Source organism: Helicobacter macacae MIT 99-5501 (assembly GCF_000507845.1).
Lineage (GTDB): Bacteria > Campylobacterota > Campylobacteria > Campylobacterales > Helicobacteraceae > Helicobacter_B > Helicobacter_B macacae.
Genome location: NZ_KI669455.1, coordinates 214372 through 227982 on the forward strand (window position 1 = coordinate 214372; position 13611 = coordinate 227982).

The window sequence follows — 13611 nt, forward strand, 5'->3', positions numbered from 1 at the left end:
ATTGATTTCATTATAAACTATTTTGATTTTCCCTAGAAAGCCTTAAGTATGACAAATTGCGTTATTGTGATATGACAAATCACAGAGCCTGACACCCCAAAAGCTACTCTGTCTAAGCACCACAAAAAACAACGCAAAAATACCACAACCGACAAAATATATCCCCCCAAATTTACCCCCCGATAATATGTCTCACACCTTTAGAATCCGCCTTAGACAAAAAGCCGTCTTTTTCAAGCTGTAATACGATTTTGCGACATTTTGGATAGCCGCCCAAACCACGCGTTTGTAGATGGGATATGCTAGTCTTGCCATCTTGAAGCATTATGTTTTTTGCTTTTTGCAATAGCTCATCTTCTACGCCGAAGTCTTCACTTTCATCTACCTCACTTGTATGCGTCCCAATTCCCTCATCTACCTCGCTTAAAAAGCTTGTATCATACTCGGGCTCGCCTTGAGAGCAGATAAAGCCAACGATAGATTCTATCTCTTCAGGCGTAGCCCACGGCGCGTGTAGTCGTAGCAGTCCCACACCACCCGTAGAAAACAGCATATCGCCATTGCCTAGTAGATTTTGCGCCCCATCATTATCTAAAATCACCCGAGAATCGATAGACTGCCCCACTCTAAACGCAAGCCTAGCAGGGAAATTTGTCTTAATAAGCCCTGTTACGACTTCTCGGCTTGGTCGTTGTGTGGCTACGATTAGGTGTAGTCCAGAGGCTCTACCCATCTGTGCCACACGGATAATGGGCATTTCTGCTTCTTTCCCCCCCGTCATCATTAAGTCTGCTAGCTCATCAATGATTACCACGATAAAGGGGAAAATCTCGCCTCCATTTTGCTTTGCTTTGACATTGTAGTCATCTATGGTCTTGGTTTTATACTCACGCATCAAATCATACCTGCGCTCCATTTCGCGCGTGAGGTTGTTTAGCGCAGTGATTGCTTTTGCAGGGTCAGTGATGATAGGCGTAAGCAAGTGAGGTATATCCTCATATAGGCTAAATTCCACTCTCTTTGGGTCTATCATTATTAACCGTAGGCTTTGAGGGGAATTGCGATAAAGTAGTGAGAGTATCATCGCATTTACCCCCACGCTTTTTCCGCTCCCTGTCGTCCCAGCAACAAGCAAATGTGGCAATTTCTTTAAATCCGTTACAAAAGGATTGCCAACCAAATCTTTGCCAAGTCCAAGTGCTAGCGGAGAAGCCGTGTTTTTAAAAAGCTCGCTATCTAGCACTTCACGCAGATATATTGTTTCTCTATGTGAGTTTGGGACCTCAATTCCCACTGCGTTTTTGCCCGGGATTGGAGCTTGGATACGAATCGCTTTTGCAGAGAGTGCCATAGATATGTCTTTTCTAAGGGCTTCTATCCTGCTTACCTTGACATTTGCTTCAGGGACAAACTCAAAAGTCGTAACCACAGGTCCTAAATAAAACTGCTCTACATTGCCGTTGATTTTGAATGTCTTTAGCTTGTGTTCTAAGTCGTGGATTTTTTTATCTATGGTGTCTTCTTCTGGGCTTTGAGTGTTTTTGGGCGGGATAGCTAGGAAGCTAATATCAGGCAACGCGTAGTTTTTAGGCTTTTCTAGCGTGCCTTTATCTAGCTCTTTTAGTAGAGTATCGCTTGCCGAGAATGTCTTAGATGGAGTGTGCTTAAAAGGACTACTTTCATAGTGCGTGGAATCTTTTTGTGGATTTTGCTGCTTTTGGTGGGAATCTTGCGCACTAGATTGCGCTAGATTGGATTGTGCTTGAGAACTATCAAAGCCTTGTTTATCATCAAAATCCTGCTTGACAAAATTTTGTGTAGATTCTAGTGTAGTATCGTTTTTATCTTGGTAGTTTAGATTTTGGTTTGCTAACCCATTTTCGCTCAAATCCTGCCAATATTCCTGTGTAGAATCTTGCTCACAATCCTGCAGGGCATTTTGCGTTAAATATTCTTGCGCTTCCTTATCAATATGATGATTTTCTGCATAGTGATTTTCGTGATTTTCACCATATTTATTCTCTGATTGATTCTCTGAAGTAGTAGCAAGCCTTGTGTATCGTGGCTGAAGTGGCTCATTATAGACCTGTGATTGTGCTTCGCGTTTTTTGGCTCGCTCTAGGACTTCGCTAGCATCGATTTCTAGGATTTCGCCCTCCTCGCCCTCCTCGACAAGTCGCACCATTTTAGCGTATTTTTGCTCTTTGCTTTCTTGGGCTTTTTGCTCTTTGTCTTTATCCTCATAGATGATAGTTACCTGCCTTTCATCAAATTCTAGCTCCGTGCGATTTGGTTTATTTGGATTTTCATAAATGCTTTGCTCCCAAAAAGGCTCTAAATGATTTTGCAGATTTTGCTTAGAATCTCTAAAATCCTGCATAGAATTGCTATAAACATTTTGTGTGTGTTGTTGTCGCGTATGATTAGAATCCGCATTATAGGCATTTCTTTGAGTATTTTGCGCACTACTTTCTTTTATGGGAGGATTAAAGGCTTTGATACTATCGCTTTGAAAAAACGATGATAAGGCACTCCAAATAGTCTTTAGCCCCTCGCCCAAAAGCGTGAAGATAGATTTCCCTACACTTACAAAGCCTTTTCCCAAAAACTCAAAAATCGCCCCTAGATTGTCTTTTAGCCAAAAGATTTTATCTGGCATAAGCAAAAGAATGCCTACCAAAAAACTCAAAAATGTGGCGATTATCACGCCTAGCACACCCACAAAAGGCGAAATCTGCCTAACGAGTAGCTCACCTGCTTTTCCACCCCTCTCACTGCCAAATAACGCAAACTGAACCACCAAAATCCCCGCACAAATAAGCAAAATCCCACCAATGACTTTAAGCCTCTTTGGACTTAGGCTAGAGTCCTTATACACCGCATAAGCAGGGTAAATAAAAAACAACAAATACACATAGCCAAGATAGCCAAACAAACTTAGATTTAGCATAGCAAGCCCCCTACCAAGCTCGCCCATAAGCCCTCTATCTCCAAAAATCGTAGCAATGGTTAAAACGATAAAAAAAGCACACCAAGCAAAGAATATATATATTTTTTTCAATGTTACGCCCTTTTTTGAGCTTTTTTAAGCAAAATTTCTAAAGAAGTATTATATCATAAGTGCTTTAAAAGTTTCATTTAGGAAAGCCCTTAAACTTTAGCTTGCCACTACTTTATGAAGTTGATTTTATAAAGCTAGCTTGCTTAGAAGTGATTTTGGGATTTTTGGAGTTAAAATCAGTCTTTTGGGAGAGCAAAATGCACGGAAAGATTACTCGCTATTCAATGGCGACAGGCTCAGGCACGGTGATAAATTTTGCAAAAAGGGTGTTTGAGCTACGCGCAGAAAATTGGAGGGATAGGAAATTTTTGCCCGTTTCGGGTATGTTCGTAGAGTTTCGCGCCGATAGCAATGGACACATTACAGATGCAAAAAGTAGTGAATATCAAGAGTTCGGTCCAGATTCTCTTGTAACAGAATATGACTTTTGGAGCACTCAAACCGATGTCGAGCTAAACTACAAAGAGCTGTCCATACGCTATCAACAAGCCGAAGAGATATATAAGCAAACCGACTATCTTAATATGAAAAATGTCGAGCTTACTCAAGGCGTAGAAGAGTGCGTGCGACAATACTACACGCCAGAGACAAACACCATAAAATTTGCCCTTGCCGATGTCGAGGAGATTCCCCGTGAGGATAGGCTTAATTATATGGCTGTGAAGCGGTTTATGACAAAAGCGATAGATTTTTTGGTATTTTGCGATAAAAATATCACTCCAGATATGTTTGCAGAGGATTTGCAAAAGCTACGCGGACTAGAGTTTTGCTTCAAAGAGCTAAAGGGCAGAGAAACCCAAAAAAGCGAAAATATCTACACAGATGTGTTTTTGGAAAAACAGCTACATTTCAATGGAGCAAAAAAGGCGATTTCTGCGATAAAAGAGAGAATGCTTCAGCTTGAAAACAAAGTCAAATTTTCCACAAAAGAAGTATATCGACTTCGTAGCGTCATAGAGCGCAACAAAAAAGATACCACCCTCCCACCCAAGCTAGAGAAGCACAAAGACATCATCGCAAAATCTGAAGAGGAGATAAAAATCTTTACCGCGTGTAAAGATAGACTCATAAAAGCTACCAAGAGTTTTCAGCAAAACTATGTAGCGGATTTCGACAATGAAATAAGAAGACGCAGGGAGGAGCTAACCGATGAGATACGCAACGCACTAAACACTATCGCCACCGTGCTAGATAACAAAATATGGCAAGCAGGTATGGGCTCAACTTCTGTGCATAGCAATTTTTTCAAGCAGCAAAACATAAATAGTGCTTACTGCACGATGACATTTTATTGGCAATACTTAAAAAGGCTTGATAAAATGCGACTAAGCGATGCTGAAAAAATGGGATATAACTTTTATGAGCGATACAAAAAAGCTCATCAAAAATTTTTCCTAATCTACACAACCGACCCAAGATTGGAAATGTCGCTAAAAACGCAGATAATGTCGATAAACAAGGATTATGAGGTGTTTCCTGTGAAAAGCGATGGGGAGTTTATGTCTCATATCAATAACTACACTTTTGAGAGAGGATATATCGACCATTCTATCCCGCACGGCGACCCAAATGCACTTATCATTGAGGTGCAAAAATCAAGACGCAACAAAGATGCAAAATTTGTCATCGTAAATGAGGAGCAAGCCGCACAGCTATCAAGAGATTATCGAATGTAGATTTTAGGCTTTGCTAGATTTTGTTTTTTTATTAGCCTTGCATAGCTTGGTGCAAAATCTGCTATTTTTAGAATCTGCCAAAGATATTTCAAGTGTGCGTAATGTGCCAAGTGCGACTTAAAAAGCGTGGTTTCAAAATTTCAAAAATGCAAAAAGCCATAGAGTTTTTAGGAAATCAGGCTTGAAAGAGAATCAAATTTTTACACAAAACATCTTTCACATATCCCCAAATAAATCTAATAAAATCTAGCTTGTTTTTTGCTACTAAAAATTACTAAAAGCCACCTAATCTATTATGGATTTTGTATAGATTTTGCAAATAGCGTTTATAAAATCCTCGCCTAGTAATCTGGCTTAGGAGTTTTTAGCGTGCTAGGTGGCAAGATAGGTTGAGTGATGATGGGGTATTTGCCATTTAGGGATTCAAAAAACTTCTCTATCTTGCGTGTATCCTCATCATCAATCTTTATTCCAAGCTGGATTTCCCCCATAGTTTTTATCGCATTTTTTATGTCCCAATACTGCCCATTGTGAAAATACGGCGCAGTGTGGAGGATATTGCGCAGTGTGGGGACTTTTACCTCGCCGTCTTTATTGCCCTTAAACCCACCTATATGGGCAAATTCATAAGGTTTTTTGACTTCAAATGGTTGCATTGTCCCCCCTAGATTTATGCCTTTGTGGCAGTTGGTGCAGCCCTTTTCGATAAAAAGGCTTAAGCCCTCTTGCTCCTCTATGCTTAGTGCTTTTGGATTCCCTCGCAAAAAATCATCATATCTGCTAGGTGTATTTAGCGTCATCTCAAAAAGTGCGATAGTATCAGCGATTAGCTTAAAATCTATGACTACATTATTTCCATAAGCCGCTCTAAACTCCTTGACATATTCAGGGATTGACTGCAAAGTAACGATAATATCTCGCTCGGTGTTTGCCATTTCTACGGGATTTTTCATCGGCTCTTGGGCTTGGTGGGATAAATCTTTTACACGACCATTCCAAAAATGCACACGATTAAAGAGGGTGTTAAACACAGTGGGGGAGTTTAGGTGCTGTGGGTTTGACTGCCATTTATGCCCGATAGCAGCAGGCATAACCTCCGCGCCACCTAGCCCTAGATTATGGCAACTAGCGCAAGAGATATTGCCCGAGCGAGAAAGTCTAGGCTCAAAAAACAGCTTTTTGCCTAGCTCTATTTGAGTGGGGGTAAATTTGGGCGAATAGTTTTTGATGATATTTTGCTTTTCAATATGTAGCCGTTGATAGTCCTCCAAGTCTTTGCCTTGAGGCATAGGCAAAAGCCCCGCATCTCTAGCATCCTCCATAAGTTCTCTAGGATTTTGTGCTTGTAGTGTGGTTTGCAGTGGTAGCAAGCATAGCAGTGATAGCATAGCTATGACGCATCTAGCAGTCTTTGTAGCAACGCTTGTAACCCTTATGGTAGCCCTTATCGACACAGAAAAAAGGTTGGCAAATAAAGTGTGAAATCGCATTTTCTCTCCTTGAATAGCAAAATTTACATAAACAAACTAGATAAAAATCTCGGGGCAAAATTTTGGCAAAATCTCTAGCTCAAATTCTAGCTTATCAATTTTAGCCAAATTATGATAAAAAGTTTTTTAATCCACATTTTTACACACGCTTAAAAAACAAAAATTTTAATAAATTTTTACACTTTTTATAAGATTCTAAAGACTTCTTAAATGAGTTTTTATTATAATGCTAGCGATTGTCAAAATATAAAAATTACAAGCAAATTTTACAAACAAGATTTATGTAAAAATATGTGAGATATATTTGTGGTTTTGTAATATATTTTTGTCAAAATACACAATAGATATTACCCCCTCACAAGCCACATATAAAAAGCACATAAAACAACAAAATTTATATCAAAACAAAGGAGTGTCAAATGAGCTATACCCACCTACATTTACATACCGAGTATTCCCTCCTAGATGGCGCAAACAAGCTAGAAGTCCTAGCCAAAAGACTTAAAGAGCTGGGTATGACTTCTGTTGCGATGACTGACCACGGAAATATGTTTGGTGCGATTGATTTTTATACAAAAATGAAAAAATATGGCATAAATCCCATAATAGGTATGGAAGCCTACTTACACAACAACGAAAATCTAAGCGACAAAGCCACGCCACAGAGATTTCACCTATGCCTTTATGCCAAAAATGAAATAGGGTATAAAAACCTTATGTATCTTAGTTCACAAGCCTTTATCAATGGATTTTACTTCTATCCTAGAATCAACAAAAAAATCCTGCGTGAGCGGAGTGAGGGGCTGATTTGCTCAAGTGCGTGCTTGGCTGGAGAAGTGGATTGGAATCTAAATTTGAGCGAAAAAAACCTAATGCGTGGCGCGGGTGGCTATGAAGCAGCAAAGGCAGCAGCACTAGAATACAAAGAGATTTTTGGTGATGATTTTTACCTAGAGATAATGCGACACGGAATCAAAGCACAAGAAAAAATCGACACACAGATTTTGCAAATCGCAAAAGAATGCGACATAAAAGTTATCGCCACAAATGATGCGCACTATGCTACCAAAGATGACGCAGATTTCCAAGAAATCATAATGTGTCTAGGAATGGGCAAGACTATGAGTCAGGAGCGAATGAAGCATACTGTCAAAGAATTTTATGTAAAATCTGCACAAGAAATGGAGCGTATTTTTGCAGATATACCAGAGGCAATAGCAAACACTCAAGAAATCCCAGATAAATGCAAAGACTTCAAAATCGACTTAAAAGATGATAAGCACAATCCACCCACGCCACCTAGTTTTAAATTTACCAAAGAATACGCCCAAAAAGAGGGGCTAGATATGCAGAGTGATGAGGAGTATTTCAAATACAAAGCACGAAAAGGACTAGAAGAGCGACTAGCAAATATCCCACAAGAAAAACACCAAAGCTACAAAGAGCGACTAGAATACGAAATAGACATCATCTCTTCGATGAAATTCCCGGGCTATATGCTTATCGTGTGGGATTTTATCAACTACGCAAAACAGCAGGGAATCCCCGTAGGACCGGGTAGAGGAAGTGCCGCTGGAAGTCTTGTGGCGTTTTGCCTGCATATCACTGATATTGACCCGATGAAGTATAATCTCCTCTTTGAGCGGTTTTTGAATCCAGAGCGCGTAAGTATGCCCGATATTGATACGGATTTTTGTCAGCGCAGACGCCAAGAAGTCATCAAATATATGGTGGATAAATATGGCAAATACAATGTCGCTCAAGTCATTACCTTTAACAAAATGCTTGCAAAAGGCGTGATACGCGATGTCGCTCGCGTGCTAGATATGCCATATAAAGATGCTGATGAGTTTGCAAAACTTATCCCCGAACAGCTTGGAATCACGCTAAAAGGCTATGAAAAAGATGGCAAATTTATTGAGGGGGCGTGGGAGCTAGAGCCCAAAATCAAAGCCTTAGTCGAGCAAAATCCTCTTGCCAAAAAAGTGTGGGAAAACTCCCTAAAAGTCGAGGGATTCAATCGCAATGCAGGTAGACACGCTGCTGCTATCGTGCTAGATAGCACTCAAGAGCTGTGGAATAAGATTCCACTTTTTACGCTACTAGATTCTCGTAATAAGAAAAAAAAGAAAAAATCCAAATCTAGTGCAAGTCAAACAAGTGAGAACGAAACAAATGAAGATGAAGCAAATCAAAGCGCAGAATCACTAAGCTCAAATAGCCAAGATTTAGCACAATCTAGCGAGCAAAATCCACAAGCCACAGAGGATAGCTCTCGCGTGATTGTTACGCAGTATTCGATGAAATATCTAGAGCCTGTGGATTTAGTTAAATTTGACTTTTTGGGGCTAAAAAACTTAACACAGATTGATGACACGCTAAAGCTAATCAAAGAGCGATATGGCAAAAGCATAGATTTCACCCAAGTAGATGTCGATGACAAAGAGGTGTATAGACTTATCCAAAGTGGCGATACACTCGGTGTTTTCCAAATAGAATCTGGTATGTTTCAGGGGCTATCTCGCAGGCTAAAGCCATCTTGCTTTGAAGATATTGTCGCTATTATCGCGCTTGGGCGTCCCGGACCTATGGAGTCAGGTATGGTAGATGACTTTGTCAATCGCAAGCACGGACTAGCCCCCGTAACCTATATGTTTAAAGAGTTAAAGCCGATTTTAGAGCCCACTTATGGGACAATCGTCTATCAAGAGCAAGTTATGCAAATCGTCCAAGTTATCGGTGGATTTTCACTAGGCGAAGCAGACTTAATCCGCCGCGCTATGGGAAAAAAAGATGAGCAAATAATGGCTGACAATAAAGAAAAATTCGCACAAGGAGCACTAAAAAACGGACACGATGAGAAAAAAGCCCGCGAGCTGTGGGATTTAATCGTAAAATTTGCAGGCTATGGGTTTAACAAATCTCACTCTGCTGCCTATGCTATGCTGACATTTCAAACCGCATATCTAAAGACTTACTATAAGCACGAGTTTATGGCTGCACAGCTCACAGTAGAATCTGACAAAATCACAAAAGTAGCAAAATATATCCAAGAAACGCGCAATATGAATCTAGAAGTATTGCCTCCCCATATCAATCTATCTGTGGAGTTTTTTGGTGTGGCAGATGTAGCAGTGTCTAAAGATAATGCCAAATCCACAGAGGCGCAAAATACAGATTCTACCCAAGTGGATTCTAGCATAGAATCTAGTGGGGACTCTAGCCCAAAATCTAGCACTACCAAAAAAATCATCTTTGGACTTGGCGCGATAAAAGGCGTGGGCAAAGATGTCATAAACGACATTATACAGACGCGCAAAAGTAGTGGGGAGTTTAAAAACTTGCAAGATTTTGTCCAAAGAATGGATTTCTCAAAGCTAAATAAACGCTCACTAGAGCCACTTATCAAATCAGGCAGCTTGGATAATCTAGGGTTTAGTCGTGCGTGTATGATGAAGCATATTGATACGATTTGTGAAATCGGGCGCAACAAACAAAAACTTGAAGAAACTATCGATAGCTCGCTATTTAGCGACTCAAAAGAGGAGCTATCTGAAGTGATTTTTGACTTTAAGGACATAAAAGAGTTTGACACTAAGACAATGCTTGAGTATGAGTATGAAAGCTTGGGAATCTATATCACAGGACACCCACTTGATGAATACGCAAAAGAGATAAAATCCATAAAAAATGTGGTGGGAATCGACAAAATCGAGGAACTAAAAGTAGGCTCTAGCGTTATGCTTATCGTAAAGGTAATGAGCGTAGCAAAAAAAGTTGGCAAAAAAAGTGGCAAAATCTATGGTAGCCTAAAAGTGATAGACTTGATGGGCGAAATCGAAATCACCATATTTGAGCAAGGACTACTAAAACTTGATATGCTAGATTTAAACAAGCCTGTCGTGCTAAAGGGCAAAATCGAGGAGAGAGAGGAAGAAAACCAAGTGAGGGTGTTTGATATTTTGCCATTTGAGGAGGCAAAAAAGCAAAGAATCCGCATAGAGTATAAACAGAGAGATGACTATGTGGAAGCAGATGGTCAGTATATTTCCAAAGAGGATTTCAAAGTAGCAGACATAAAAGACATAGGATTTGGACATGGCTGTCCGCTAGGGCTAGTGCTAAGCAGAGAGGTAAGCCCAAAACAGCTAGAGAAAATCTCTGCTTCAGCAAAATCAAACGCAGGCGAGCGAGAGCTACACATAATCATCAAAGAGGAGGGGCGACAATATCGATTTAAAAGCCATTTTCTCGTAAGCGATAGGATAAAAGAAGATGTCTTGGCTATGGAAGAGATAGAGGGTGTGGAGTGGCTAGATTTAGTGGAGGCGTAGTATTCATATTATTTCTGGTGCTTGCGTGAGTTTTGCGCAGGCTTGTGTAGTTTTGGTGGTTTTTAGCTGTTTTTTGCGTGCTAGGTTTGGAATGCTTCTTGCTACTTTGATAGTTAGTAAATTTTGAATTTAGCGGATTTTGGGATTTGGTTAGCAAATCTCAAAAGATTCAAAAACCACATAAAGGAGTATAGTATGTCTGTGATTGTAGTTGTATGTATGTATGCTTTGCCAATCGTGGTAATCGGGTATTTTTTGTATATGGAAGTAGAAAAGATACGATACGGCGTGAGAAAGCAGATAAAAGATATGCACTTCAAGGAGAGCTTGCACTCTTTGGGGAGTTTGCAGGGGGTTCATAGCGTTCAGGACACGCAGGGTGGTTTGAATAGCTTACAAGAGGGCAATCATACGCACAATGCCTCCAAGCACCATATCAGCCACGCCCCAAAAAGCGCGTGATGATTTCTCTAGCCTAGAATCGTTTTTTGTGATAGATTCTAGGTTTGGATTCTAGGCTAGGTTTGCTTTTTTACTTTTTGCATTTTACTTCTTGGACTTTTTCTTTATTTTTTGATTTAATTTATTTGGATTCTTTGTTAGATTTCATCAATGCGTTTGCATTATTTTCGCACGGACAGAATCACAAAAATATATTTTTAAGCGTTTGTGATATTTTGCGTGGCTTTATTTTCGTGTTTTTTAGAATCCTAGAAAGCCAAAAATCCACTTGTAATAAATTTTTGTGTAATAAATACTTTGCGAGATTCTTACCAAAGGCATTTTGTGAGGGATTTTGTGGCTATGAAGTTTTGGAAGTTTTTGATTGTGTGAGGTTTTGCTTGTTTTTTAGCTTTTGTGCCAAAAGCGCGCAAATAAAGCGATTTTGGCACAAAGATTTTATATCGCTTTTTTCTCTTTGCTGGCGCATTGCGGGCACACGCCGATAAATACCGCCGAAATATCAAACAAATCAAATCCTGTTTTTTCTTTGCACTCATTTGATAGTGCGTCTACATTGGCATAGACATCTTGGAGTTTGCCGCATTTTTCACAGCTTACGTGTATGTGTTTGTCGCAAGCGAGTTCATATTTTTGCTTTTGTGTGGGGGCTTTGATTTCGCGCAGTATATCCGCTTCATTGAGAGTGGCGACATTTTTATACACAGTGGCTAGAGAAATACAAGGATAGTTTTTTTTGATATTGTGATAAATGTCCTCTACACCGATATGTCCGTTTTTTTGTATCTCACGCAAAATAGCGATTCTCTGTGGAGTGGATTTGAGATTTTTAGCCTTTAGGCTTGCTTCAAATTCCATTGTTTTTTCCTTTTGTATTGTAATAAGCCACATTATGTGGCTTGACTTAACCTAGTAATTTAGCATAATTAAATAAATATTTTTATTCATTCGTATAAAAAATTAAGTAAATTGTTATACAATTTAGGGATTTTTACTACCAAATCTCACATAAAAGCGAAGATTATGAAACTCCTACTTAGCGCGTTAGAGCCAAGCTCCAATATCCACGCCCAAAAAGTCATAAAAGAAATCATAAGAAAAATAATAAAAGAAGCTATAAATTCTGTGCCAAAAGAGAAAAACACACAAGATAAGCAACAAAAAACTTCGCAAAATTTTCTTCCAATAAATTTGCCCAAAATCCAAATCACAAAAATCCAAATCATAGGCATATTTGATAAAAATTTAGAGCAACAAATCTTGCAAGAATTATCACAAGAGTTCAAACAAGAACAAACCACGCAAAACCTAGAATCTATGCAAATTGCGAGCCCAAAAGACGCTATCGCCAGTGATTTTATCAATGACTTTATATCAAATCATCTCATCTTTACTCCACTATTTTTCTCGCAAGATTTTTCCATAATGGGCTTTGTCGATGTGGCAAAAAAGCTACCATTCATACTAAAAGCGCAAAAAACTATGCTACACGCCGCAAAAGAAGCGGATAAAATCCTTTTTTTGGATTCTAGCTCATTTCACATACCACTTGCCAAAAAAATAAAATCTAGCGGGATAAAAGCCCCGATTTATTATTATATATTGCCACAAGTGTGGGCTTGGAAGCCGTGGCGGACAAAAAAGCTAGAAGCCTTTTTTGATAAATTGCTAGCGATTTTGCCTTTTGAGCTAAGCTACTATTCGCTAGAAGCAAGGCAGGACAAAAAGATAGAATTTGTAGGACACCCTTTGCTTGATGGGCTAGATTTCACTATCCTAGAAAGTAGGCAATCTAGGCAATCACAAGGTGCACAAGGCAAAAATTCCCAAACGCAAAATTTGCAAGACAAAAGCCCACAAAATCAAAATCCACAAAAACCTACAAAGAATATTGCAAAGCATATTGTGTTTATGCCGGGCTCTAGGAGGGGTGAGATAGCGCGGATTTTCCCTACATTTACAGAGGTGGCACATTCGCTAGAGCAAAAAAATATATGCACAAAAACCCTCGTTATCCCCACATTTTTTGCAAGCAAAAATCAAAAAGAGCTAGAATCTATATATGGAGATTTAAGCGGGTTTGAGCTAAGTTTTGATACGCAAAAATCCCTAAAAGAAGCGGATTTTGCTTTTATTTGCTCTGGCACAGCCACACTAGAAGCAGCACTTTTAGGCACACCTTTTGTGCTGTGCTACAAGGCTGCTACTTTGGACTATCTCATTGCAAGGGTGTTTGTAGGCTTACGCTACATAGGGCTAGCAAATATTTTTTATAACGCTCTTTGTGGCGAGAGCGCAGGCAGAGGAGAATCAAAAATGCACGAGGAGCTAATACAGGGCGATATGAGTGTGGATAATCTTTTGAGTGCGTATAATAGAGAGCTAGAGAGAGCAAAAAATGGGCATTTTATCAAATGCGCTAAAGAGTTGTGGGAATATCTTAGTGCGCAAAATTCAAAGGATAAAAATCATAAAAATGATGACAAAATCCCACACAAAAAATATTATGGAAGTGCGCAAAATGTCGCAAATATGTTGCTAATGGATTAACAGATTTTGGTATTATATGCGCTTATATTTTTAGGAGA

6 protein-coding genes and 2 pseudogenes are annotated in these 13611 nt (G+C 39.4%); 5 read left to right on the forward strand and 3 right to left on the reverse strand.

The annotated features are described in order from the left end of the window. Positions 1 to 172 precede the first annotated feature (172 nt). A complete protein-coding gene (locus tag HMPREF2086_RS08450) occupies positions 173 to 3061 on the reverse strand; it encodes a DNA translocase FtsK (RefSeq protein ID WP_051397677.1) in 2889 nt (962 codons plus the stop codon). Between the two features lie 101 nt (positions 3062 to 3162). Here HMPREF2086_RS08450 and HMPREF2086_RS08455 point away from each other — a divergent pair, with 101 nt between their 5' ends. Continuing rightward, positions 3163 to 4737: a hypothetical protein gene (locus tag HMPREF2086_RS08455; protein ID WP_034561538.1), complete on the forward strand. Its 1575-nt coding sequence runs from the start codon at positions 3163 to 3165 to the stop codon at positions 4735 to 4737. Between the two features lie 341 nt (positions 4738 to 5078). Here HMPREF2086_RS08455 and HMPREF2086_RS08460 read toward each other — a convergent pair whose 3' ends face one another. Then, the gene (locus HMPREF2086_RS08460) at positions 5079 to 6125 is read right to left on the reverse strand and encodes a cytochrome-c peroxidase (protein ID WP_051397687.1); all 1047 of its coding nucleotides are present in this window, start codon (positions 6123 to 6125) and stop codon (positions 5079 to 5081) included. Between the two features lie 521 nt (positions 6126 to 6646). On the opposite strand from HMPREF2086_RS08460, the pseudogene dnaE (HMPREF2086_RS12555) reads away from it, so the two are divergent. From dnaE (HMPREF2086_RS12555) to HMPREF2086_RS08470, 3 genes and pseudogenes are all read left to right on the forward strand, one after another. Continuing rightward, positions 6647 to 8329: pseudogene (gene dnaE / locus HMPREF2086_RS12555) on the forward strand (DNA polymerase III subunit alpha); the annotation flags it as partial. A gap of 159 nt (positions 8330 to 8488) precedes the next feature. Further along, a pseudogene (gene dnaE, locus HMPREF2086_RS12560) lies at positions 8489 to 10237 on the forward strand (DNA polymerase III subunit alpha); the annotation flags it as partial. 519 nt (positions 10238 to 10756) lie between these two features. Next, positions 10757 to 11023 (forward strand): hypothetical protein, encoded by a 267-nt coding sequence (locus HMPREF2086_RS08470; RefSeq protein ID WP_023928358.1) that lies wholly within the window; start codon positions 10757 to 10759, stop codon positions 11021 to 11023. Positions 11024 to 11461: 438 nt separating this feature from the next. On the opposite strand, the gene HMPREF2086_RS08480 is transcribed toward HMPREF2086_RS08470, so the two are convergent. Further along, a complete protein-coding gene (locus HMPREF2086_RS08480) occupies positions 11462 to 11881 on the reverse strand; it encodes a Fur family transcriptional regulator (protein ID WP_023928359.1) in 420 nt (139 codons plus the stop codon). Between the two features lie 459 nt (positions 11882 to 12340). Here HMPREF2086_RS08480 and lpxB point away from each other — a divergent pair, with 459 nt between their 5' ends. Beyond that, positions 12341 to 13573, forward strand: coding sequence for a lipid-A-disaccharide synthase (gene lpxB, locus HMPREF2086_RS12180; protein ID WP_408605745.1), 1233 nt, complete (start codon positions 12341 to 12343; stop codon positions 13571 to 13573). Positions 13574 to 13611: the final 38 nt, after the last annotated feature.